This is a genomic window from Nocardioides marmorisolisilvae, assembly GCF_003725775.1.
In the GTDB taxonomy this organism is placed as follows: Bacteria; Actinomycetota; Actinomycetes; order Propionibacteriales; family Nocardioidaceae; genus Marmoricola; species Marmoricola marmorisolisilvae.
Window position 1 is genome coordinate 177,814 of sequence record NZ_RJSG01000003.1, and the last position, 24,763, is coordinate 202,576.

The 24,763-nt window shown below is 63.7% G+C and carries 18 protein-coding genes; 9 read left to right on the plus strand and 9 right to left on the minus strand.

The annotated features are described in order from the left end of the window. Positions 1-157 precede the first annotated feature (157 nt). The 5 genes from EFL95_RS16345 to EFL95_RS16365 are packed head-to-tail and all read right to left on the minus strand — an operon-like array spanning position 158 to position 4,113. The gene (locus EFL95_RS16345) at positions 158-1,021 is read right to left on the minus strand and encodes an alpha/beta fold hydrolase (protein ID WP_123235166.1); all 864 of its coding nucleotides are present in this window, start codon (positions 1,019-1,021) and stop codon (positions 158-160) included. Beyond that, on the minus strand, positions 1,018-2,406 hold the full coding sequence (locus EFL95_RS16350; RefSeq protein ID WP_221176477.1) for a cytochrome P450: 1,389 nt from the start codon (positions 2,404-2,406) through the stop codon (positions 1,018-1,020). The genes EFL95_RS16345 and EFL95_RS16350 overlap by 4 nt, the downstream gene beginning before the upstream one ends. An 18-nt stretch (positions 2,407-2,424) precedes the next feature. Beyond that, positions 2,425-2,910, minus strand: a complete 486-nt coding sequence (locus tag EFL95_RS16355; RefSeq protein ID WP_123235167.1) for a hypothetical protein — start codon at positions 2,908-2,910, stop codon at positions 2,425-2,427. Between the two features lie 17 nt (positions 2,911-2,927). Further along, on the minus strand, positions 2,928-3,260 hold the full coding sequence (locus EFL95_RS16360) for a hypothetical protein (RefSeq protein WP_123235168.1): 333 nt from the start codon (positions 3,258-3,260) through the stop codon (positions 2,928-2,930). Between the two features lie 46 nt (positions 3,261-3,306). Next, positions 3,307-4,113: a maleylpyruvate isomerase family mycothiol-dependent enzyme gene (locus tag EFL95_RS16365; protein WP_123235169.1), complete on the minus strand. Its 807-nt coding sequence runs from the start codon at positions 4,111-4,113 to the stop codon at positions 3,307-3,309. 59 nt (positions 4,114-4,172) lie between these two features. Between EFL95_RS16365 and EFL95_RS16370 the strand changes: the two genes are divergently transcribed. Next, positions 4,173-4,856, plus strand: coding sequence for a PadR family transcriptional regulator (locus EFL95_RS16370; protein ID WP_123235170.1), 684 nt, complete (start codon positions 4,173-4,175; stop codon positions 4,854-4,856). Positions 4,857-4,934: 78 nt separating this feature from the next. Continuing rightward, entirely contained in the window at positions 4,935-5,300 is a 366-nt protein-coding gene (locus tag EFL95_RS19290) for a hypothetical protein (RefSeq protein ID WP_148045082.1), read from the plus strand. A gap of 290 nt (positions 5,301-5,590) precedes the next feature. Here EFL95_RS19290 and EFL95_RS16375 read toward each other — a convergent pair whose 3' ends face one another. Beyond that, the gene (locus EFL95_RS16375; RefSeq protein ID WP_123235171.1) at positions 5,591-6,592 is read right to left on the minus strand and encodes a hypothetical protein; all 1,002 of its coding nucleotides are present in this window, start codon (positions 6,590-6,592) and stop codon (positions 5,591-5,593) included. A gap of 198 nt (positions 6,593-6,790) precedes the next feature. On the opposite strand from EFL95_RS16375, the gene EFL95_RS16380 reads away from it, so the two are divergent. From EFL95_RS16380 to EFL95_RS16390, 3 genes are all read left to right on the plus strand, one after another. Continuing rightward, positions 6,791-9,607 (plus strand): NACHT domain-containing protein, encoded by a 2,817-nt coding sequence (locus EFL95_RS16380; protein WP_123235172.1) that lies wholly within the window; start codon positions 6,791-6,793, stop codon positions 9,605-9,607. A 786-nt stretch (positions 9,608-10,393) separates the two neighbouring features. Further along, on the plus strand, positions 10,394-11,227 hold the full coding sequence (locus EFL95_RS16385) for a bis-aminopropyl spermidine synthase family protein (protein ID WP_123235173.1): 834 nt from the start codon (positions 10,394-10,396) through the stop codon (positions 11,225-11,227). Next, positions 11,227-11,775, plus strand: a complete 549-nt coding sequence (locus tag EFL95_RS16390) for a hypothetical protein (RefSeq protein WP_123235174.1) — start codon at positions 11,227-11,229, stop codon at positions 11,773-11,775. The genes EFL95_RS16385 and EFL95_RS16390 overlap by 1 nt, the downstream gene beginning before the upstream one ends. Here the strand turns inward: EFL95_RS16390 and EFL95_RS16395 are convergent. Both EFL95_RS16395 and EFL95_RS16400 read right to left on the minus strand, forming a co-directional pair. Beyond that, a complete protein-coding gene (locus EFL95_RS16395; protein WP_148045083.1) occupies positions 11,769-12,413 on the minus strand; it encodes a hypothetical protein in 645 nt (214 codons plus the stop codon). The two genes, EFL95_RS16390 and EFL95_RS16395, sit on opposite strands and share 7 nt — an antisense overlap. Before the next feature lie 19 nt (positions 12,414-12,432). Beyond that, positions 12,433-13,431 (minus strand): ImmA/IrrE family metallo-endopeptidase, encoded by a 999-nt coding sequence (locus EFL95_RS16400; protein ID WP_148045084.1) that lies wholly within the window; start codon positions 13,429-13,431, stop codon positions 12,433-12,435. An 81-nt stretch (positions 13,432-13,512) separates the two neighbouring features. Between EFL95_RS16400 and EFL95_RS19295 the strand changes: the two genes are divergently transcribed. The 3 genes from EFL95_RS19295 (at position 13,513) to EFL95_RS16410 (ending at position 22,394) form a co-directional block, all read left to right on the plus strand. Beyond that, positions 13,513-14,139 (plus strand): hypothetical protein, encoded by a 627-nt coding sequence (locus tag EFL95_RS19295; RefSeq protein WP_148045085.1) that lies wholly within the window; start codon positions 13,513-13,515, stop codon positions 14,137-14,139. A gap of 561 nt (positions 14,140-14,700) precedes the next feature. After that, entirely contained in the window at positions 14,701-22,053 is a 7,353-nt protein-coding gene (locus tag EFL95_RS16405; protein WP_123235177.1) for a DNRLRE domain-containing protein, read from the plus strand. Further along, positions 22,044-22,394 (plus strand): hypothetical protein, encoded by a 351-nt coding sequence (locus EFL95_RS16410; protein ID WP_123235178.1) that lies wholly within the window; start codon positions 22,044-22,046, stop codon positions 22,392-22,394. The genes EFL95_RS16405 and EFL95_RS16410 overlap by 10 nt, the downstream gene beginning before the upstream one ends. A 27-nt stretch (positions 22,395-22,421) precedes the next feature. Here the strand turns inward: EFL95_RS16410 and EFL95_RS19300 are convergent, their stop codons facing one another. After that, the gene (locus EFL95_RS19300) at positions 22,422-23,387 is read right to left on the minus strand and encodes a hypothetical protein (RefSeq protein WP_148045086.1); all 966 of its coding nucleotides are present in this window, start codon (positions 23,385-23,387) and stop codon (positions 22,422-22,424) included. Positions 23,388-23,592: 205 nt separating this feature from the next. Between EFL95_RS19300 and EFL95_RS16425 the strand changes: the two genes are divergently transcribed. Beyond that, on the plus strand, positions 23,593-24,393 hold the full coding sequence (locus EFL95_RS16425; protein ID WP_123235181.1) for a hypothetical protein: 801 nt from the start codon (positions 23,593-23,595) through the stop codon (positions 24,391-24,393). Positions 24,394-24,763: the final 370 nt, after the last annotated feature.

The following is a 24,763-nucleotide window of genomic DNA, read 5'->3' on the forward strand; positions in this document are numbered from 1 at the left end:
GGGGCGAACAGCGATTGACCGTTCTTTGGGCCAGGCACGCCAGCGGTGGGAAAGTACGAATCAGATCGCCTGACTACCGGCCCATAGGACTGAATCTCCTTGGGGCCATAGCGCGGTTCTCGGCAGATCCGCGCACTGTCGCGGCAGATCCGCGCGTCTAATTCGTGCGCACCAGTACGTAGTCGATGGCCGCTGTGACTGCGTCGAGGTCGTCGAAATGGATGTCGTGGGAGGCGTCGACGATCTTGAATCCGGCCCCCCAGTGGTGGGCGAGTTGGCGCTCGACGGTGTCGTACTGCCGGATCATGGTCGGGCATGACTCTTGGTCGGGCGGGCACTCGGCCGGTGAGGAGACCAGCACGTAGCTCGGGATCTGTTTCGCCAAGCCGGCCTCGACCGGCCGGCCGATGTCGCGGTAGTCGAGCGACTCACCGTTGTTGCCGGTGAGGAACGCGACCTCGCTGCGACGGTCCTTTGCCGACATCTTCGCCATCACCGGGATCCAGGGCTTCCAGGGAGCCACCGGATTGATCGCCACGAGGCCGACGACGTCGTCGGGGTACCGGGCGGCGTACGCCTGGGCGATGAGACCGCCGGCTGAGTGTCCGACGAGCAGGTACGGGCCGGGTACCTTCGCCACCTCCAGCAGGTCGTGCAGGTCGGCGGCGATGTCGGCGCCCTTTCGTGGGGTGGCAGCTGGTCCGCTCGCGCCCTTGCCGGCCCGGTCGTAGCTGCAGACCCGCAGCCGTGGCTTGTAGGCGTCCTGAATTTTCACGAGGTCGCCATGGAGCCGCGCTTCGCCGACCTCGAGCACCATCGTCGGGGTGCCGCTCCCGACGCACTCGAGGTACAGCTCGTGGCCGTTGGCGGTGAACGTGCCGGAGATCGCCGCACGGGTGGTCTGCGTGGACGCTGGGGGCGAGTCGGCCCGGTCCGGGGTCGAGGAGCCGCACCCGGTGGCGAGGGTGAGGACTGCGATGGTGGACGTCACCACGGTGGACCAGAGTCGGTGGCCTCTCATCGGGGGCTCCTCTCGGGGGCGCCGGTGCGGCGGCTGATCCGAGCAGGTATCGGTTCTGCGGCGCAGAGGGTGAACGGGATGGCCATCGGGAAGTCGTCCTTGAGGGACTCGATGAGGGCTGTCCTGATGATGCTGGCAAGGCCCAGGGTGGCTTCGAGCATCGCGAAGTGGTCGCCGATGCAGGAGCGAGGCCCGGCTCCGAACGGGAGGTACTGCCAGCGGCTACGGCCCGCGCTGCGTTCCGGGTCGAAGCGTTCGGGGTCGAAACGCAGCGGGTCCTCCCACAGCTGCGGGTCGCGGTGCATCGCGTAGCAGCCCACGATCACGTTGGTGCCTGCTGGGATGCGGTACCCGTCGACGGTGACGTCCCGCAGGGCGAGGCGACCGATCGCGGCTGCCGGTGGGCACAGGCGCATCGATTCGTGCAGCACCTTGATCGTGAGGGGCAGGCGCTCGACGTCAGCGACGGTCAGCTCACGGTCTCCGAGGGCCGTGACCTCGGCGGCGACGCGGGCCTGGAGGTCCTGGTCGCGGCCCAGCGCCCACAAGGCGTAGGTGAGGGTGGTGGCGGTGGTGTCGTGGCCGGCGAGGAAGAACACGTAGAGCTCGCTGCGGATCTGCTCACGGGTCAGCGGCCGCCCCGTGGTCGGGTCGAGGGCCTGCTGGAGTTGACGGATCAGGTCGGCGGGATGGTCGGGGTCGCTCGTCGCGTCGATGGCGTCGTCGATGTAGGCGTCCACCTGTGCGACCGCGCGCCGCAGACGGCTGCGCGCCGGTGTGGGCAGCCAGATGGGCGCTCGAACCGGGCGCAGTCCCCGCTTGGTGTTCCACTCCAGCATCCGCAGGATCGCCGGTGCCAGCTCACGGGCCTGGTCGCCTGCGTCGAGGCCGAACACCGAGCTGGTGATCACCCCGAGCGCGAGCCGGCGCATCTCGCCGTCGAGGTCCACCTCGCCAGCGTCCACCAGCCGGCCGGCCGTACGGTCGGCGGCGGCGGCCATGCCGGCGGCGTACGCGGCGACGTGCTTCTTGGTGAACACCGGCTGCAGGGCACGTTTGCGGCTGAGCCAGGCGGCGTGGTTCATGTTGAAGAGGTTGTCGCCGAAGATCCGGTTCTCGACCTGGATCACCATCTCCTTGTCCAACGCGTCTGAGGCGGCGAGGACGTCGTGCGCGCCTTGGGGGCTGGTCACGATCGCGAAGGTGGGCACGAGACGGGAGGGGCCCAGGCGGACCATCGTCACCGGCCCCCCGGCGTCGCGGATCCGCTCGATGCCGGTGTGAAACTCCTTGAACGCTTTCAGCCGGGCCAGCAGGGGCATCGGGACGTCGGGCGGGACGTGGTGGCCCGGGTCGGAGGTGGAGGTGGTCGTGCTGAGGTTCATGGTCGCTCCCTAGGGCGGTTAGCCGTCGTGGTGGCAGTCGGTCAGCCCGAAGTCGTTCGCGAACTTGGTCGTGACCCCGGCCCACGGGTCGCTGTCCTCATTCGCGAAGAACGGCTCCTGGCCGTGCTTCTCCACGTCGGCGGTGATCTTGTACTGCTCGACGAGCAGGTCGAGCAGCTCTCGCTCCTTGCCCTTCGGCGCACCGATCTCCAGCATCTCGCCGACGACCTTGTAGCTCTCCTTGAGCATGTTGTCGTAGGCCGCGGTCAGCTCGGCCGGTTTCGGGGGCGTGCTCATAGCGCGGAACTTGTCGCCGATGGCCGCACTGCTGGAGCGGCACACCTCGTTGCCGCGCTCGGCGAAGACAGCCTGGGAAACGGTGGGCAGCTGCACGCCGTGGGATGCCGTGGGCTCGGAGTCCGAGCCCGAATCCGAGCCGCACGCCGCGGCGGAACCCAGCGCGAGGATCGCGGCGATGATGAGGGAGACACGCGTCGTGTTCATGGGTCTCCGCCTGCCGTTCATGCGTGCGCCCGAGTCAGGGACGTCTGGGGGGTCAGGGAGGCCAGCACGACCGCGAGCCCACCCACGACGATGCCGATGACGCCGCCCTGCTCGTCGGCGATGATCGCTCCGATCCCGCCGGCCACGTTGAGGGCCCCGACAGCGAGCACGGCGGTGCGTCCCCAGGACCTGTCCAGAGCCAGCCCGACAGCGGCAACGGCTCCGAGCACGGCCAGGACACCGGCGCCCACCCGCAGCCAGGTCGGTGCGTCGGTCTCCCCGATAGCACCGAAGTTCATCAGGGCGAACAGGGCGGTCACGGCGACCGCTGCCCAACGGGTCATCTTCATGGTTCCTCCAGGGGTAGTGATGGCGGGTCGTTCGGGCTGCGCTTGGTCAACCCATGGGTGTGTCGAAGATGGATGCGAGCTTCAATCCGAGCCAGGGCCGGCGGCCTCCGCGGATCAGCACGCCTCGCAAGGCCGCGTGCGGGGTGCTCATTCGGCCGTAGATGTTCAGCAGGAACGCAGGAGCAGGTCCGCCCAGCACCACGTCGGGCGGTGCGCCGGCCTGGCTGCTGTCGACGACCCGCGCGGACCCGTGATTGACGAGAAGGGTGTGCGGTCGCGCGCCTTTGACCCGGAACTCGAACGACGCCTCCATGTCCTGGGTTGTCTCCGTGCTCACGACACCGGGCATGATCTGGAAGTTCGCGTTCAACACCAGAAGGGCGTCCCGCGGCTCGATCGGCCACGGTCGACCGCCGGTCCGAGCAACGTCGTAGCCGTGCATCAACAGCTCACCGAGCATGTTCCCCCAGCCACCGAACGCGTCGATGCGCCCCCCGAAATGGAATGGGTAGGTTGCTTCAGCGTCCAGCTTCAGGTCCTGCATCAGAGCCTGCTGGTGGCGCAGTTCCTCGAGGACCTCGGCCAGAGAGCGGTGCGCCTCGGCAGCGAGTTCGACACGGTTCTGCTCATCGACCCCCGACATCGTCAGACTCAAGCCCTCAGCGGAGGTCAGGTCGCGTTCTGTGTAACGACGGAAGACCGTCAAGACGTGTGCCGCAACCTGCGCCACGGTCCAATCCCCATCGCCGACGCGTGCGTTGTCCGACACCTCGGACACCACGGTCGCGAACCGTGCGAATGCCAGCGCTTCGCGCCGCTGCAGTTCCTCGAAGGACGTTGAAATTAGACTCATCGGACCACCTCCGGACAGTCCAACTTAGACTGTCGCTTCACAGTGTAGAATGGACTGTCATGGAGGACGTTGGCAAGACCCCACCTGAAGAAACTTCTGACGGACAGACGCTGACGTCGATCAATGCCCTCTCTGTTCTTGGACTGCTCTCGGTCGCTCCCATGACTGCTTACGGGCTCGCCGAACAGATCCAACGCGCCCTCAGCTTCTTGTGGCCGGTCAGCCGCAGCCTCCTCCTGGGTCAGCCCAAGAAGCTCGCCGAGGCCGGGCTTGTCGAGACCCTGCCGCCCGCGCCCGGGAGCCGAGCATCTAAGCGCTGGGCGGCCACCGAAACCGGTCGCGCCGTGTTCAGGAAATGGCTAAGCACCGACGTCGAGACCACCCGCATCTCCTCCGAGATCGGCCTCCGCCTGGTTTTCTCGGACCAGGGAAGCCTGGAATCTCTCCAGCGACAGCTTGAGATCAGGCGCCAACAAATCATCGAGAACTACCGCCAGGCACTCGCCCTGACCGACGGCTACCTCGCCAACCAAGGACCCTTTCCTGGCCGGCTACACATCATCGCTGCCACCCTCCTCCTCACCGAAGGCCACGCCGAGGGCGAGCTGCGCGGAGTGGAAGCAGCACAAACACTGGTAGAGACCTGGGCAGACACGACAACCCCTGAACCAGCCCGCGACCTTGCCGTGATCGAGCAAGTACGCGAACGAATCCTCGAAACCCTTGCACGACTTGAAGCATGACCTCGCGTTGGACGAGCCTCCGCACCGCGGATCTCGGCAGATCCGGACGCGGGCCGCTCTAGCACATAGAGTGCGACGGTGGACACCCTGAACACGGGCGGCCTGATCCGACGAAGCCCAGTCCGGCATCCTCGCTGGCGTCGCGCAGCACTCGCCTTGGTCGTCCTGCTTGCCCTGGGCGGTCTCGTACAGGCGGTGCACATTCATCACCAAGACGGCCAGTGGGCTCTGGTCCCGTCCGTTTCCCCGGACCGCCTGACGGTAGACGGTCGCGACTACAGGCGCGGTGATCTCGATAAGCAGCCGACCGACTGGGTGAGGCGAGGCACCACCTCGGGCGGAGGGACGATCTACACGCCTGCGGGTTTCAACGGAACTCCAACTGTGCTTTGGGTTCGCAAGGGCAACAAGGTCTGGGGCTACGACCTGATCGGTGGCCCTTAGGAGCCCCGCGGTCATCGACAGATCCAGACGCGCCCGCGACGCGGCGGTATGACGCGTATCGGAGTCCTGATCCGACACGACATCAGGCGTTCTCGAGTAGATCTCACGTGAGTTCCGTGGCACCTTCATCGGACCATCGCGGCTGTCGGCACGGTCAGGGATGTAGTCCTGACTCGAGATGAGGCCTGCACACCGCTGTCGGCCTGAGACTTGGGCAGCGTGATTCAGCGCTGGGCCGTCGTCGAAGTCCCAGGTGTCTCTCACGCACGAACCACGAAGATCCCTGCGGCTCAGGCGGTAGCAGTGTCCTCGACAATCTCCCACCCATCGCCGAAGTCGGGCTGCTCTGCGTTTCGCTTCCACTGTCCGTGCCGGCCGAGGAGGTTCATGACGGCCTGCACCGGCGCGAAGGCTTGAAACGAGCCGGGCGTGATGCCCCGATGGATGGCGTCGTTGCGCATGTCAACAAGCTCCTGGAGGCCAGCTGTGTCAACGTCCAGGTCGATGTCGGCCTTCTCGACAATGGCGACGAGCTCTCCGAGTGGCTGCTTGCCCAGCTTCTCTAACTTCTTGCGGTAGTCGCCGTTGGGCATGTTGGCTGCGGTGAGCGAGGTCGAGATGAGGCGGTGCAGAACGATCTCGGCCGCAGAGGCTGCGTCGATGACCGAGCGACGGTAGTGCCCGCGCCCGTAGGCGTTGCGGGAGTCTCGACTGAGGGTTTCCTCCAGCGGCGGCTCGTGGCCGGCAGCCACGAGCTCGAGAAGCTTCCGCCACGCTTGCGCCGGGACCGGCATGACCCGCGGCGTGGTCAGTGTGAGCGCGAGGGGCCCGTCCGTCGTGGGTTCCGGGTCGAGCATCGTGAGCTGTGCCCCATGCGACGTAGCGCTGTACACCCGGTGGTTCGGGTCCAAGTCCTGCCCGGTCATTGCCTCGGACCACGTTCGGACTGCGTCGAACCACAGGTCGATTACACGCGCCAGTTCGTATGGAAGGTTTAGGGGGTCGCCAACTTCGGTGGTCGTTTGCACGACGATCCGGCACAGCGCGGTCGACTCGGGGTCGGAGGAGAACGCCGCGAACTGCTGAGTCCACACGATGAGGTCCGACGAGGAGTCGACAGTTGTAGGAACGTTCACGCCTTCGATCTGCGGAGGACTTCCGACCGGCCCTGCGGCGCCCGGCATCACGACGTCGAAAGTCAGGTTGCCGATGCCGGTGCCGATGCGCTCGCCGAGGACCTCCGTCGAGATCCAGATGGGGACCGGCAACTCGTAGATCGCGGTGACGCTCATGGTTAACTTCCTGTCGCTTCGTGGCTCCAGCGTAGGCCGCTCGGGACAGCCAAACCCAACGGATTTCCGCTGCCCTCGCATCGCCGTCGAGGCTTGCCCGCGGTGCCGGCGGCCCCACGGGTCGCGCTCGCCGAAGCCCTCTGGCCGCGCCGCGTCGTGAGAGACTCACCGCGGACTTGAACTGGACAAGGAGCGCACTTGCCGTACGACCTCGACCGGATGAGCGCCCTTGGTTTCCAGGACGCTGCTGCCGCGCTCGCCGTGGCGCAGTTCGGGCCGATCGTTAGGCGCCTGGGTCGCGGCAAGGACGGTGGCCGCGACATGGAGGCCAACGGCGTACTGGTGTGGTCGGGTACCGACGGCAGTCCCGGCGAAGCCTGGGATGGCTACAGCGTCTTCCAGGTCAAGCATCACGAGCGCCCGTCACGCTCCAAGGCCGACGCTCAGTGGCTGTGGGCTGAGATTCGCAAGGAACTGATGGCGTGGGCTGACCCAGATTCCAACCGTGCGCAGGTTCCGAAGCACCTGGTGTTCGTCACGAACGTACGTCTGTCCCCGGAGCCCGGCGCTGGCGGCTTGGAGTACGTGGGAACCAGAATCGAGGAGTTCTTCGCTGACCTGGCCGACACAAGTCAGGATGTCGATCCCGTTGCGAGCGAACGGCGGGCTCGCCGCCAACGGCTCAGCGCGCTGAAGAGGTGGAAGGTCGTCGAGGGCAACCAGCTTGATGCCTGGCTCGACGTACACGACGGCGTTCGCCGCGCGTACGGAGCATTCCTGACCTCGGGCGACGTCCTTGCCGACCTGATTCGGCTCAACCCAGAGCTACCCGCCGACAAGCTCGAGCCTGCCCTTCGGGTTCACGCACGCAACTCCTTGGTGAGAGACAGGAACATCTACTTCGACGAGGCTGGCGGCGAAGGGGCGGGGGTGCCACTAGACCGAATTGCAGTGGACCTTCCTGTCCGCGTGCGCGCCACGGGTGAGGCTGCTCGCACCATCGCGTACACCCTCGACCGAGGCGAGCATGTACTCAGCCCCAAGATCTCGACCATCGACAAGCCGCGCCACATCGTGCTCACAGGCGCCCCCGGCAACGGCAAGACGACGATCACCCGATTCCTAGTCCAGGCCTACCGCGCGGCGATGCTGGCCGAGATGACAAGCCTCGGCGAGGACCATTCGGAGGTCATCAACGGCACCGAGCAGAAGCTCAAGCAACTTCGGCGGACTCTTCCAAGTCATCGGCGCTGGGCCATACGGATCGACCTGGCCGAGTTCGCAAAGGGCTACATCGACAACGAGCGAAAGTCGTTGATGTCGTTCATCGCCCGCCAGGTGACGTCGCAGACCTACTCGCGCAAGCTCGAGCCGTGGCAGATGAAGGACTGGATGGCCACCTGGCCCTGGTTCATCGCTCTCGACGGACTCGACGAGGTTTCAGAGCCTGTTGTCCGCAAGTGGGTCATCAGCTGCGTGCACGAGTTTATTGCCGACGCCGAGGCCGACTATGCGGACCTGCTCTGCCTGGTCACCACCCGTCCGACCGGGTACGTGGACGAGATGTCCAAGTCTCAGTTCGACCGTCTGGACCTAACCGACCTCACCACCGCGGAGGCCCTCGCTTACGGCCACCTGGTAACCGAGATTCGTCTGCACACGGACTCCGCCCGCATCGAACGTGTTGACTCCTTGCTGCGTAGCGCCGCCGCGAACGACAACCTGAGACACCTGCTCCGCACGCCCCTTCAGGTGCAGATCATGTCCATCATCGCCGAGGGCGCCGGTTCGCTCGATCCTGACCGTTTCCGATTGTTCTGGCGCTACTACGACGTAGTTGCCCGACGAGAGCAAGCCAAGGAGCACACCCGATTCGCAGAGATATTGCGAGATCACGGTCAACAGGTCCTCGACCTCCACGAACGCGTCGGCCTCGAGCTCCAGCGTCGCAGCGAATCGGCTGACGGAGGCACCGCGACCATGTCAGAGGAGGATCTGGCAGCGATCGCGTGGCATGTCCTCCTTGACGACGAGTTCGACCCTGCCGGCAAGGATTCGCGGCTCCTAGAACGTATCGTCCAGGCCGCCACCCACCGGCTCGTTCTCCTTGTGCCTCGCGCCGAAGGCTACGGGTTCGACGTGCGCTCCCTGCAAGAGATGATGGCTGCGCGCCGCCTCACGACCGGTGCCCTTGATACCGTCCTGGAACGACTGCAGCTACTTGCCCCGAGCCCGCATTGGCGTAACACCTGGCTCTTCGCCGCCGGGCGCATCTTCTCCGAACCTCAAGACCATCAGCACGAGAGACTCATCGACCTGGTCGAGAACATAGACGCCGGTGTCGTTGACCGCTTCTCGAGCATCGCCCCCGTCGGGCCCTACCTCGCCTGGGACATGCTCGACGACGGCATGGCCTCGGCCAAGCCCAAGTGGTTGCGCAGACTGGTCGATCTCGGCATGACCGCCATTGACTACCCAGCGCCACAACCAGTCGAGGACTTCATTTCCTTGGCCGTAAGGATGAGCGAGTTCCGCGACGATCTCCGCATCCGCGTTCGCGACTCCCTCAAAGCGTCGTTGATTGGCGACACGAGCAGCCGCGTGAACGCGACGTCGCTCATGACAGGGGTCGGCGCGTACACCGATGCGGTCCCGGCCCACCCCGACGTGCGCCTGCTGGCCCAGGTCAAGCCCGAGCCTGGACGGTCGGCCAGGCCCGACCCCGTCGGAGCATGGGAGTACTTCAACGACGCACTGGAGAACCTGGCACCCGATGACGTGAGCGCCGATGTGGCTGACGCCGCGGCGGCGCTCCTGGCCGCGCGGACGAGGCCACTCACCAGCGACGAGCGGACGAAGCTGGAAGCGACAGCCCTCTCCCCAGATGCCACCGAACTCCTCGAGGTGGCGTTGGAGAAGGTTGTGCGTGTCGAGCCAAAGGTCGCGGCGGCGTGCTTTGAGGTGGCGCGAACCATGACGGCACGCCGTGAACTGGCCGAGTTCGTCGCGCCCTAGATGTAGTTCCCCGTGACGTTTGTGCACGCGGTTCGGCCTAGGTGGAACCCGGTGAACTCGATGGCGCGCCCTGTCACTGCGACAACCATTGAAGGTGTTTGCGTGATGGCGATGACAGGTACATAAGGCCTTGAGCGTCCTGAGCGACCCGGCCTGCGCGACGCACACTTCGGCGATCATGGTGGATCGAGTGCACGAAGGGGTAGCCCGAGACACGTTGGGGGCGTATCGGTTGCCACCTCCGATACGCCCCGACGGACTGGCCCGCGTCACTCTGGGCTACTAGAGGATCTCCGCCAGGACCGGCGTCCGGCCAGACTCGGTCTAGGCGCCGGCGGAACGCTCCATCTGGGCTGCCCACCCCTGGTTGGGTGTGGCTACATTTCGGTTTGCGACCGCCGGGCGCTGTGACGAGGCGTGGCTCAAGAGGGGACTGCCCAGCTCGTAGTAGCGATGCCCACCTCGCCGTCCCAACTACCACCGGGAAGCGGAGGCCGGCCTCTTTGCTGTCGGCAGCGCACTCGGCGGCCTACGCGATCGTCGGACCAATCGATACTTTCGTGGCAGATTCCCTGAGCCATCGAACGCGGCGACATGACGCTGGTCGAGTTGCGCTCGCTGTGAAGCCGAACAGCATCGGACTTCTGATCCGATCGTTTCCTCGGGAACGCAAGCGCGCACTCCCGCGAGCGACACCCACGACCTCGGCAACCGATCTTCGGAGCACCAGGGCAATCCGCAGGTACGTTGTCCGGGCGGGGAAGAACCCAAAGAGATGAGTGCCTTGTGGCGAACGACATCGACCTGAAGGCCGCAATCAATGCGGTGTCGGACGTGGTGCAGAACCGCCCACGGCCCCTCCGTGAGTTTGACCAGATCTATATGAAGACCGGCGACATGGTTATGCAGAGCGAGTTTGTCTCCCGATGGGCAGATGGGAAACGCCTTGCATTCATCGGAGACGGCGACGCCATCAGTGTGTGCACCGCGTACTTCTCGGCAAAGGAAATCCTGGGTACCGGACCCCGACACATCACGGTGTTCGACTTCGACGAACGGATCGTCCGGGGTATCCACCGGTTCGCGGAACACGAGGGGATCGAGAATCTCGACGCAGTTCTCTACAACTGCCTAGACGCGTTCCCGGATGCAGAACCGTTTGACTGCTTTTACACGAACCCTCCGTGGGGTGCGAGCAATGACGGCGAGAGCGTGAAGGTCTTCACACAGCGCGGAATGGAGGCACTTCATTTCGAAGGCGAAGGCGCAATCGTCATCGCTGATGATTCGGACCTTGCTTGGCCCAAGCAGGTCCTGCACAGCGTGCAGGAGTTCGCGATCGAGAATGACTTCTTCGTCAGCCGGATGATGCCGCAGCTGCACTCGTACCACCTGGACGATGCACCGGACCTCAAATCGTGCAACCTGATCATCTCCTCGCTGCCTGGGAGCGGTCGCGCGCCGGCCAGTGAAGCAATCCGTGACGCCGAGGTGCTCGAGCACTTTTATGGCAAGTCTGCGAGCCCGTACGTGAGGTACGTTCGCGAAACACGACGCTTGGACTACGGCAAGGCCAATGAGTCTGAGTACGAGTTCGAACTCTTGGAAGGGCAGGACTAATGGCCATCGAACCCGGCGACAAGGTCTTGTTCATGAAGATCGGGATCCACGCCAGCGAGTCCCTTGAGTCGATCATCGAACGAAAGCGAGCCGAGATCCGGGATGAGGGCTTCGCTTTTTGGGGCTATGGCGGGAACACCTGCCACCCGACGAGGATGGTCCAACCCTTCGCACTTTCGACGACTGGCCCGATCGTCCTAGCGATGCACCCCATGGTGTCTAACCACTTCGCCGACCCGATTAGGGCGAAGCAATACTCCCCAGATGGCATTACCTGGACGGACGTCCCTTCTGGTATCAACTGCGTTGGCTCACGACATGCACTGCTTATCGACTCACTCGAACCGGCCTCGTTCGACCTCGATCTCTCGAAAACTCGGGTTGCGCTCGGACCAAGTCGGGGCAAGGTTGGAACGAACTACATCAAGGCCCGCGTCGACAAGGCGTGCCTCGAAGTCGTCGAAGCGCCGGAGGGTGAAGCCCAAACGATCGAGATCGGCTTCCAGGCGATGTTGGCAGATCCGTACGCGGTCTTCCTGCGCTACTGAACCAGCCGGAGCATCAGCCCAGGAAGAAGGACCGTCGGCGCAGCTTTCCGTAGGTCTTCGATGTAGCTGCGCAGACCGTGAGGGTAGAAGTCGGCCGCAACGGCCGGATTGGTGAACTGGAAACAGATGCTCAACGCGGTGTCGACTGCGGGCTGGGCAATGACCACGGCCCGAGTCGAGCTAACCCCGAGACGTTCGGTGATGAGAACGAACGCCTGCTCGAGGCAAGCGATCCGCTCGTTCAGTCTGCCCATCAGCTCAATCGGACCGATCAGCTGCTCCGCCGCAATCACTGCGCGTTTGTCACCCGTCAGAATCGTCGGCCAGCCCCGGCTAATGGCGATCGCACACAACTGACTCTCTCCGACATCGAGCGACCCCCCGGACATAGCCGCGGCTTCCTCCAACTCCGCTGCGAGTGCGATCTCTGCCTCGGTCGGCTCAAGAACCGCAGCGCGATTGACGAATGCATCGAGGTGAGCAGTCGCTGCGGCGGGATCCGACGCCTTTCGCTTGAGGGCTCGCCTTGACGTGAACTTTGCAGCACCGATAAGCCCTGTCCGCCGATCGCAGTCGGTCTCGCATCCGGGATGGGCGATGGCTTCGAGGAGCCCGTAGGCCGCGAGCTTGATGAGCACGTCGGTATCTACGAGCAACTCACACATCGGCATCAGCGATCCCGAGAACTGCGTAGAGATAGTCCTGAACGTCATCTGCAACAGAAGCCCAATCGACTTCACGATGAACGAGTTCGTTGATGTACGAGGACACGTCCTGGTTGCCCGGCGGAATGATCTTCAACGCCCCGTATGCCTTGTCCCACTTCTGGGTGGCGTGACCTGCGCAAAGCGCGAGGACACCCGGATCGATCTGGAGCTGAGGTCCCTGCGCCATGACCGCGTCAGCCAGTTGGCTCGCAGAGAATCGCTCGGTGTCAGCAACGACGCTGGGGTTGGATTGGCCGGTCAATAACTCGAGGGCGTACTCGTCCGCGGCGGCCTCTTCATCGTCGCCGTCGTCCGCCGATTGCAGTGGGTCCTCCATGTCCACAACCGCTTCCCCACCATCGACGTGCCCGAGCATTATGTGCGCCAACTCGTGGGCAACAGTGAACGCAGTTGGAGCGAGGTAAGACTCCGACCTCGCGAGCAAGATTGCGGCCCGATCATCGATGCCAACAGACATCGCGTGCATCCGCTTCGCGTTGAGCGGGAACACCCTGAGCTGGGCCACTGGGATTCCCAGACCCCAGCAAACGACTAGCAACGAGTCCGCGTCCACAACCGGGCTCGAGGCGAGAATCGACTCTCGAATCTCATGCGACGCAAATCGTTGATGCTGGACGCTTGGGACGCCTTGCATGAGCGCGCCGCCAACAGCCCGACCGAAGGAAGACAACGCAGCCTGTTCCTCGGTCATGGCGGACGTTAGATGCTTGAACTTCGTCTCGTCGCGCCAAACGAAGCGCGCCTCGCCTTCGAGAAGCGCTCGGGGCGAAAGGCCCAGACGCCGCGCGACGGTGAACGTCAGTTCAGCCGTAGCGGACAGCGATCCCTCAGCTTCAGAACTCCACCACTGCGGCCAAGCGGCATCGATGGCTGCGTTCGCGATTCCGGCACGCCGTAACTCAACCCGAAGTTGCTCTGGAGATTGCACCACTGGATGCCTCCTATGGCCGGGGGAACACGCGTGGGCCCCGTCCCAAATCGGGAAGCGACTGTGATCTATTGTCCAGATATGCGGCAAGAATTCGAGGTAGATACGCCGATGGGGCTCCCGCCGATGTTCTGCTGGACAAAGTACGGGACAGAGGCCGGCGAGACTGCAGAGACAATCTTGCGACGTAAGGAAGCCGAGCGGAATCTCAATGGCGGCGTGTTCCTGTGGGGGATTGGCAACGCGATCGGCCCGTCGATCGAGCATCTTCTGGAAGAGACGTCGACGCCGCGGGTGGTGTTCACTCCGATGCTCTCTCGGCCAGCCGCCAAAGACATCGCCCCGCCCGCGGTCGGCATGTGGCGCCGCGGCGTAGGCATGGATGGGACCGAAGTAGAGCTGCCCGAGCATTCACGAGTGACGAGTCGACTCTCAAACTCCGGCCGCGCCCACTACGCCCTGGTATGCCGAAGCGTTGAACCACTATTTGATGGTGGTACTCGAAGCGCTGAAGAAGGGTTTGAAGCTGCGCACGTCGTCAACCTTCGATCAGGCTCCCGAGTGGGCGCATCTCAGGTAACGTCCGTAGTGCGGCGGGTCGCCTGCGCGCTCGGTTCCGGCCGCAAGAGCTACCAGGTGACCTTCGTGGCAGACCTAGTCGCCCCGTACCTGATTCGCCTTACTGATCACGTCGTGGTCAGCGCGTAACTCGACAATCGGGTCGATCAGAGCCCGCAAGATCGCCGACGGCAAGACGCACATGGATGCCACTCGCTGCTCAAGCGGTGGATCTCTCACGCTCTCTATTGCCAGGTCATGCTCGACTAGCGAGCCAGGGCTCTGGCGGTCGATTCAGCGAGCGTCGCACCCATCAGTGAGCCAGACCTTGTCGAAATTGGGGTTGACTACCAGAGAGTTGAGAGCGCCAGATGGCCAAGAGACCACAATGGGTCTCACCAGCCCGTTGCGTAAGCCTCGGGGCTGATTGGAGGTTTGGCTTGGCCAGGTGACGACCCACCTGAGTTACCGGGTAACCCCTTGGTCGGACTAGCGGGCGACTTGCGATCCTCGTTGGTCTAGATAGCAGTGACACGGCGCCATCCGAACTGGTAGATCTTGCGCCCTCTCTTTTGTGGATTTGAATGCTGCGCTCTTTTCGGGTTGTCGGAGGTGCACGTGTCGAGTCGTACTTGGTTCCAGGTAGTTGCTGCCGGCGTTGTTCTCTCACTCCTGGGCGCGCTGGGGGGACCGGCTGCGGCGTCTGTGCCTGTGGGTTCGTTCCTCGCGCCGATGTCGAGCACTGCTGCTTCTAATGCCGACGGCCCGACCGTTGCGGAGGATCAAGATGCTGCGATGGCGGCTGCAATGGCTCGAGGTTCGCGGGTCGAGGACGCGTCGCGTGCTACGGCGTCGACGGCTACCTACGCGAATCCGGATGGGACCTGGACGACCGAGCTGTACTCGGGTGTCGTCCGTTCCAAGGACGACCAGGGCAAGTGGGTTGCCATCGATCCAAGTCTGGAGAAAGAGGCGGGGGCTTTCGAGCCTGTTGCCACTGCCTTCGATGCGAGTTACTCGGATGGTGGTGACAAGACGATTGGGTCCGTGGATACCGGCGACGGCTCCTCGGTGACAGTTGGCTGGCCGACGAGTCTGCCTGCACCGGAGGTTGATGATGATCAGCTGATCTACTCTGACGTGGCCAGCCACACCGACCTGGTGGTTTCGTCGCTAGTGAGTGGCTTCAACTACTCGATCGTGCTGGATCAGGCGCCTGCCGCCGATGCGGCACCGATTGTGTACCGAATCCCGCTGACCTTTGCAGGTGGCACAGCGCAGGTCCAGGATGACGGATCGATTGTTTTCCGCGATGGATCCACGACCTTGGCGACTTTGACCGCGCCGGTCATGTGGGATGCGGCCAACGCGTCGGTGGACGGCGAACGGCATGCGGTGGAGGCCTCCGTTGAGGGGGCCGGGATGTCGCGCACGTTGGTGTTAAAGCCGGACATGGGCTTCCTTCAGGACCCGCAGACGACCTACCCGGTCACGGTGGACCCGACTGTCTATCCAAATGTCAGTGCCGACACGTGGCTGGATAATGTCAGCCCGAACACGAGTCAGATCAATAGTGGTGAACTCCGGATCGGATCGGTGAATCTTGGCTTCAACAAAGATCGTTCCTATTTGACGTTCGACCTGTCGTCCCTGGCTGGTCTGTCTGGTGCGGCCGTTTCGGCGAATCTGGTCGTGTCCAACTTCGACGCCTCGACCTGCAGCGCGAGTGCGGTGCGCATGTCGCGAGTTACAAGTTCTTACAACGTCGCCACGATGACGTGGTCGACGCAGCCGACGACCACTGCTACCGACTCGACAACAACCAACGAGTCGCACGGCGCAAGCTCTCCCTGCGCGGCTGAAGGCCCGATGACTTGGGATGCCAGTGCCATCGTGAGTTACTGGCTGGCGAATCCGACCCAGAACTACGGCGTGCAGCTCAAGGCCGATACCGAGTCGAACGCAACCGGCTACCGCAAGCTGCGCTCGATGGAGAACGGAGACCCGAGCAAGGCGCCGAAACTGGTCGTCACCTACAACTTCCCGCCATCAACACCTGCGCCCTCGGTGGTGAACCCGAGCGTGACGAGCGGGACAAACCAAGTGACGAACGCTGCGCGGCCGGAGTTTTCTGCAGTTCTCTCCGACCCCGATGGCTCCCCGGTCAGCGGCGATTTCGAGCTCCGCCAAGGCATTCTCGGCACCGTGGTGGACAGCTGGACCAGCCCGATCGTGCCTTCAGGCTCAACGGTGACCCATCAGGTGCCGACAAACCTGACCAACGGGAGCACCTACAAAGCCTATTGGCGGGCCAAGGACGCAAGCCTCACATCGCCCTGGTCGACCGTCCAAAACGTCCTGGTCGATCTCGCAGCACCACCTAGCCCCGGGGTGACCTGCCCGAGCTACACCAACGGCACCTGGTACGACACTCGGCCGGCAGCCTCCACGACCTGCACGGTGACGACGTCAGGTGACGCCACCGCCGTTTCGGTGACCCTCAACGGCAATCAGGTCACGATGCCCCCGCTGTCCGGAGGGTCAACTGCGAAGTCGTTCGACATAGCAACCGACGACGTGTTCGAGCTTGGTGTGACAGCGCAGGACCTGGCTGGCAACCAGGCCACTACCTCCTTCACGACCGGAACGGGCGCGGGCCGACTGCTGAGCCCGACCCCGGGCACGTTCAGCAAGACCAGCTTCGCAGTCGCGGCAGGCTCCAAGGCTGCGGCCACGAGCGGAGCGCTCCAATGGCGCCCCAGCGGCGGGTCCACCTGGACCAACGCAACGCAAGTAACAGCGGGCGGTACAGCCTGGTCCGGAACCGTCACAAGTACGGGCGCGATCGCGAAAACCCCAACCTTGACCTGGTCTGCCAAGGATGAGCCGGGGATCGCCGACCCGTCCGACATCGAGACCAGAACCTGCTTCAACTACTCCGGCGGAACCTCGCGGTGCACGGCCGGTGTTGTCGTCACGCTGACCAATAACCTGGCGCCATCCGCGCCCAACGGAGTGACGCTTTCACCCTGCGTTGGTGCGTGTTCCAGCTTCACCACGTCGAGCACGACTCCTGAGTTCCTGATGCAGGCCTCTGACCCCGAGGGTGCAGATCTCACCTACCGGCTTCAAATCCGCCCGACTGGGGGCGGCGGGAACCTCGCCGACCTCTCCGTAGGCCCCACGCCGTCCTCGGGACAGAACGCAATCCGGGTGGGCCCAGGCGTTCTCAGTCCGTCGACCACCTACGAGTTCAGGACGGGAGCCGCGGACAGCTCCAGCACGACCTGGTCACCCTGGACAGGGTTGAGTGTCACAGCCGCCGCAAGTGGTGGCACGGTGATCAGCAGCGACCTGACCATCTCGACAGACACCACTTGGACCAAGGCCAACTCTCCCTACGTGCTCTCGCGTCCGGTAACCGTCGCCTCTGGGGCAACGTTGACGCTTGAGCCAGGAGTCGTCGTCAAGGTCATCAACCCCATTGACGTCTACGGCTTGATCTCTGCCGAAGGCACTTTGGCTGACCCGATCGTGTTCACCTCCTACAAGGACGACTCAGTCGGCGGCGACAGCAACGGAGACGGTACGACTTCGTTGCCCACCCCTGGTGATTACGGTCGAGCCATCGGATTCTGGAACCCCACCCTTCCGAGCCTGGGCCTCGATCGCGAAAGCGTCAAGACTCGAGGTGACAGTGTTCTCAAGAATGTTTCCTTCCGCTACGGCGCCGGAGACACCTCAGGTAGTCCGTGCTTCGCCGGCAACTCACTGATCAGTCTTAGCTCGCTCAGCCGGGTGCGCATCGAGCACTCGGAGTTCTCCGCGCTTGCCGAGAACGCGATCATGAACCCGGGTCCCGACCCCGAGCTCAACTCACTTACCGTTCGGTTCTCCAGGTTCGGTCCGAACACTTCAGGATGTGCGCTGTCGCAAGTCGGGGCGGGAACCTTTTACGGCAACGTCTTTCAGGACCCCAACCACGGCAACGTCGATTCCCTGTCGACCTCAACGACCGGATACCACCTAAGTTTCGTCGACAACTGGTTCTTCGGTCCGATCACGCTCAACATCGACGGGTTCGGCCAGCCGCTCTACCCTCGCGACAAGATCAACTTCGAAGGCAACGCGATCCTTCATGGATGGCTAGGAGAGAACAACCAGTTCTTCGACCAGCCCGAAGATCTGTCGAACAACTGGTGGGGCCACGTTCTGCTCTCGCCGCCCGCCTGCTGGTACGGCCCTGGGGTCAACTATCCCGCGTACAAGAACGCCGGCTCGAACTTCACCGAGTGCGTCGGAATCAACACATACACGGACCACAAGTACGCGCTCGCGGTTCTGCCGGCCCTGGAAGCTCCACCGGCTTGGCTGAATCCAGGACTCGAGTCCAACCCGGCAGCCATGCCCAACATGAGCCCCGACGCACTCCTGGGATCAGGTAACGGCGAGTATGCCTACACGCCGACCGGCACCCAAGCGGATCCCGTCAACTCCGCCACCGGCTCCTACTTCGAACAGCACACCGACGCCGTCGAGCCCTCAGTAGGGCTGGACGTCGTCGCGACTCGCAGCTACAACTCACTCGGGACTGCCACCGGCTCGTTCGGCGTCGGATGGAGCTTCGGATACGACGAACACCTGAGCTTCCCGTCATCGGCTCTCGTCCGGTTCTCCGCGGGCGACGGTCAAGTCCTAGAATTTGGAAGGTCCGGGAACACCTTCACACCGACCGCAGGCGTGACCGCCGACCTCGAACGAGACGGCACCGACTACCTGATCAAGACCAAGCCAGGTCTGACCTACCGGTTCGAGCAGTACGGGCGCCTAACCCAGATCAGCGACAGGCACACAAACGCGGTGGCGCTCACTTACGACGCCACCGGCCATCTCGCCTCCGCGAGCAACGGCGCACGTCAACTCACCTTTACCTATACCGGTGACCGCCTGACCAAGGTTTTCCAACCAGGCGCCACCGGAACCGCAGACGACAAGTCCGTTGTTTACGGCTACACCAACGAGCAACTCAGCAGCGTCACCGACCAGAACGGCGCCACCACGCGCTACACCTACAACGCGCAACGCCGCCTCGCCTCGACTACCGACCCGCTTGGCCACGTCGTCATGACACTCGCCTACGACGTCTCCAGCGGTCGTGTCACCGATCAGTGGGACGCGCTGAACAACCACAGCACCTTCGCGTGGAATCCGACCACGCAGACGGCGGTCATGACCGATCCGCGCGGCAACCCATGGACCGACGTCTACTCCGGAACGACCCTCCTCAAGCGGACCGACCCCGAGGGTCGCACCTGGAAGTACACCCGCGACGCCAACCTCCAAGTGACGAGTTTCGTCGACCCCAACAAGGCCATTACGACCCTGGACTACGACGAGCGGGGGAACGTGATCGGGTCCTCCGGCCCGCTCGGCACGATCTCGACCGAGTACAACAGCCTCGACCTCCCAACCCGAACAGTCGACTCTCGGCACATCGTCACGCTGATGGCATACAACAGCGCCGGGGATCTGACGAAGATCACGCGGCCAACGGACCCTGGAGCGCCGCTCATCGAGGAGTCCTTCACCTACAACGCGAACGGGACCTTGAACACCGCCACCGACGCGCTCGGGCACACGACCGGCTACACCTACACCGCGTCCGGTGACCTTGCCACGGTGACAACCCCCGGCGGCAAGACGACCACCTACTCCTACCTCGGTGGCGCTAGCGGCCACGGACTCCTTGGTTCGACCACCACGCCCCGGACCAAGACAACGAACTACACCTATGACCAAGTCGGACGACTGCTGACCGCCGTCGATCCGCTTAACCGCACAACGACGTCCAACGCCTACAACTCGGCCGGATGGCTGACATCGTCGACCGATGCGAAGAGCCGAACCACCGTGCTCGACTACGACGCGGCAGGGCACATCGTCAAGGTGACCAGCCCGGATACGTCGGCGCTGCCCGTGCTGTACGAGTACGACGCGAACGGAAACCAGAACAAGGTGACCGACCCGGCCGGGCGGATCACCACCACGGCCTACAACGGTGACAACGAGGTCAGCAGTACCACCAGCCCGACCGGCTCGACGTCCTACACCCGGACCAAGCTCGGCCAAATCCAGACCGTGACAACGCCGGACGCACTCACGACGACGCTGTCGTACGACACCGCCGGGCGATTGGACTACGTCGACTATCCCGGTTCATCGACCGCTGACGTCAGCTACAGGTACGACTCAACTGGGAATCGGTCATCGATGACCGACGGCTCCGGAACCGTCACCTACGCCTACGATCGACTTAATCAGGTTGCGAGCGTTCAGCGCGCCGGCACCGCCGCGACCAGTTACACCTACCTGGGCGACGGGTCGCTGAGCGAGGTCACCTATCCCACCGGGACGAAGGCAAGGTACACCTACGACCTGGACCGGAACATCTCGACGGTCGCCACGAAGCCGTCGGGGGGTTCGACCTACACGACGCAAGGTACCTACACCTGGACAGATGACGGGCTGCCAGCCACCGCGGTCACAGGCGTCGGGCTCGGAGCCTCCACGCGCACCTACACCTACGACGACGCCGACAGGGTCACGAGATTGCAGGACGTGATGTCCAGTGGCGCGGTGCTGCTGGACGACTCTTACTTCTTGGACAACACCGACAACCCCACGCGGATCACGCACAACGGCGGCAGTTCCGACTCTTACACCTACGACGTTCTAGACCGCCTGACGAAGACCTGCTTCGGCACGACGACCTGCACGGGCTCAACCGACTACGTCGGCTGGACCTACGACGCGCTCGGGAACCGGTTGTCCGAGGCCCGCCCCAGCGGCACCTACACCTACACCTACAACAGCACGACCGGTCGGCTGACGACGGTCACGCCGCCGAGCGGGCCCAGCGTCGGCTACACCTACGACGGTCGGGGTCAGGTCACCCAGGTTGGGAGTAACACGTACACCTACAACCTGGCCGGCCGAGTCGTCACAGACTCGGACGGCACAACCTACGCCTACGACGGCGACGGCCGCAGGCTGACCAGCACCAAATCGGGGTCGACCCTCAACTATCTCTGGGATCCGCAGTCCTACAACCTGCTCGACGAGACCACGTCCTCCGGCACCCAACGCGAATACACCTACGGGCTAGGTCTGGTTTCGATCACCTCTGGAGCTGGTGCCCTCAGCAGCGTTCACGCCGATTCCCAAGGCTCGGTACGGGCGCTCACCGATTCAGGCGGCACGACCACCTATGCAGCGAGCTATGAGCCGTACGGTCTATCGCGCTCCTCCACCGGCACGTCGGGCAGCCCCCTCGGGTTCTCCGGGCAATACTCCGACACCACCGGCCTGCAGCACCTCCGTGCCCGCCAGTACGACCCGGCCAGTGGAAGATTCCTGGCCCCCGACATGGTGGCCACAGCCTCGGCGAATGCGTACTCCTACGCCGACGACAATCCGATGGTCGAAGGCGATCCGTCAGGCCTGTTCGGTGAAGGCTACGGGTCTGGCCTGCAGTACTACGGGCAGAAGGTACTCCCGGTCGCTGGCACACTGTTGAGCTTCACCCCAGGCCCGATCGGGGCGATCGCCACAGCCGGGATCGCGCTGTACGAGGCATACACCGTTTGCGTTTCAGGCAAGGGCTCTTGCGGAACCGCGGTCCTGACTGCAGCCGGTTTGGCCGCGCTCGGAGCCACGGGTATCGGCGCTTATGCCCGACTTGGTAGGGCCGCAAAGTCTGAGACCGAGCTGGTTCAGCGCTGGATGTCCCAAGCTGAACTCGATGCCACCAGATCGACCGGTTTGGTTCGCGGCGGCCGAGACGGAACCCACTACGTCACCGACTTTGCCAACCATGATCCACTACGCGCTAGACAACGACTGGCGCTGCCTCAGACCCCCGAGGTACGGGTCCAACTCGAGGTTCCCCGAGGTTTCTTCTCGTCGCCGAAGACGGTTCATTCCGACTTCAACATGCCGGGCGGGGGGCTCGAGCGAACAGCGACCGGGCCGGTCCAATGCCGGGTGGTGTGCGTATGGGACTGAATCCGGGCACCACGCTCAGGCTGGAGATCTCCGACCCCTTCGAGCTATCACAGGTCCTCGAGTGCGAGGTCATCAGCGTTGACTCGTTCGTCTCGGGTGCGAGCGTCGAAACCATCTTGGTGCGCCTCTCGAACAGCCTGGAGTGGCAGGGACGCCGATATGACTACATCGCAGTTCGCGGACGACAGAGTCCAGGCATTGTCGACGAGCTCGTGCTCGGCCAAACGATCGAATGCAGTGGGGTTGGAGCCGGCGAAGCCCTCTGCACCTCAACCGCGTCGCAGGCGTTCGAAGGTTGGCGCGGCGGGCTCGCCGTGCGAGCGAACGCGAGGTTGACATGAGGCGCGTGGTCTCGTTTCGGATTGCCGTCATCGGCACTCTGGGCGATGCCACTGTGCTTTCGGGTCGCATCTAGCTGTGCGCCAACGGCTGTCCGGGAGTGGTGAGGGTGAGTCGGGTGGGAGCCACAGGGTTGCTTCGACAGCGTCGAGTCCGGTGAAGTGAAGGTGGTCCAAGACCATTACACCGACGATGTCGGGCCCAGTTCCTGGTGGCTCGGTCGGCGTCTGCGTTCGCTCGGGAACGTTCCAGAGGCCAGTTTCGCGGGGCGGGTCCCAGCCGATGAGTGGGCGTCGGCCATAGAGCGCGTCGGCTACTTGCGCGTCCGAAAGATGGCCGGCGGAGACGTCGATGACGATGAGGAGCGGCTCGGTCAGAGCGGCGTGCTGGGTGCGCTTCTTCTTCAGGGTATTCTTGACGGACTCAGCTGACACGCTCTTGATGTCGAGGGTTTCCAGAATCGTGGAAAGGACCGGTTCGGTTTCGGCGTCCGCTCGAAGTGGTGTGGCAGAGATGGTGACCTTCCAGTCGTCGAAAGTGAATGCCTGTGACGGGGGTTCGTACCACTGGTCCGTTTCGAGCTTGGTTCGCTCTGCGACCGGGTCCAGGGTCGCGATCCAGGTTTCGATGTCGGCTCGAACGGTCTTGACTGAGGGTGTGCCCTTGGCGCCGTGGATGGCGGCGCGGAGGGAGAAGCGGCCGCAGTTCACCTGGTTCAGGCCCTGCAGCACCTGGAGCCGGCGGCGTTGCTCGCCGTGTTTCTGGTCGCTGACCCCAGCCCGTGTCACCTCAAGGTGGAGCCCGAGGTCGGTCAAGCGGTAATCGGTCGCTCCCTCTGCCGTTGTCGGTGCGACCTCGATGTCGGTGCGGCCCGCTTGGAGCAGTCCTTCGTGGACTACTAGTTCGGTGAGTGCGTCCTTTGCTCGTCGGTCGTCCGTGTCACGGAGTCGTGAGATGAGTTCGCTTTGGTGTGCGGTCGGGATTGCTGCGGTCATCTGGTTCAACTGGTCCTGGATCCGGGACTCTCGCTGGGCGACGGATGAGTCGAGGTACTCACACATCGGTCCCCGACGCGTCGACTCCGGTTCTCGGCCCGGGCGCGATCGGGGAACAGGGGTGTGGGTGGAGTGGTCACGGCTTCCACCTCCCTGGTGAGAGAACGGGCGCGACACCGCGCCCGGGGTCTCTAGTGTTTCACGCATGAAGATGAGAGCCTTTGCGTCCGAGTTCGGCCCTGAGGACCTGCCAACGGTGGTCGGTGAACCGATGGAGAAGGGTCCATTGAACGCCCAGGTCGGCTCGGTGCTCCCGGCTGAGCGGGTGGATCAAAGCCTCCTCAACTTGCTGAGTGAAGCGGTGTACTCGTACTACTTCGCTAAGCAAGCTGCTCCTGGGTTGGCCGCAATCGCAGGTGATCAGCCTGCCGGGCTTAGTTACGCCATCGAGTCGGTCAGGACGACCCTGCTCAAGCAAGCAATCATCGGCATCGCTACCACCATCGACGTGACCACCGGCCGGACCGCGTCGCTGCCAGATGCTTTGGACGCACTCAAGCGGGACCTGACCACACGTCTTCAAGTGGCACCGGACGACGAGACCCAGACAGCTCTCGAGCTCCTCAGTTACATCGTGTCGATGACGAACGCGAACAACGTGCTGTCCCTCAAGTACGTTCGTCACCTGCGAAACAAGTGGGCGGGGCATGCGTCCTTGGACCCTACGTTCGACCCGTGGGCAGATGCCGGCAGCACCGTGAATCTTCCGCTCTTGGAGGATGCCCTGGCCAGGATGGTCAACGCCTACCAGGACCTGGGAACACTCGTCTCCATGAGCACGGACCTTCAGGATCTCGAGGCCCAAGGGAACATAGGGGAAGTGCTCGAGGACGGTTCGGTCAGGTATCAGATGAAACTGGGTTGGTCGGGTGCGAACTCGTTGTCACAGGTCATTCGGGAAGAGGCCAAGAAGGGCGCCGATGCTCTCGTGCAGCGCCTCAGGTGAGTTCGAATCGGTGTCCGGTTCTTTGGGGATGGAATCACTGGGTTCTCTCTGAAGGGAACGGCCGCGGTCGTGCAGGGGTGCGTCAACCCAAGTGGGCCGAGCTTGCCCATTGCTCGGTCGTCCAGGTCCTGAAAGCCGTCTTGCTGACCCGCGTCATTCTGGGCGCAGTGCCCTAGGCCTCGCCGAGCAATGGCGACGAAATGGCTGAGTTATCCACAGAACAGACGGCGTGCCTGTGCACTCCCGTCGGACTGGCCGACGGTGAAGGAGTTCAGCCCCTTCACCTAGCCGAGGCCGGTGGTCCCGATGCCAGTTCGAGCACTGGTGGCAGCCAGCGCACTTGCCGCGTGTGCTGCCTGCGGCGGGCCAA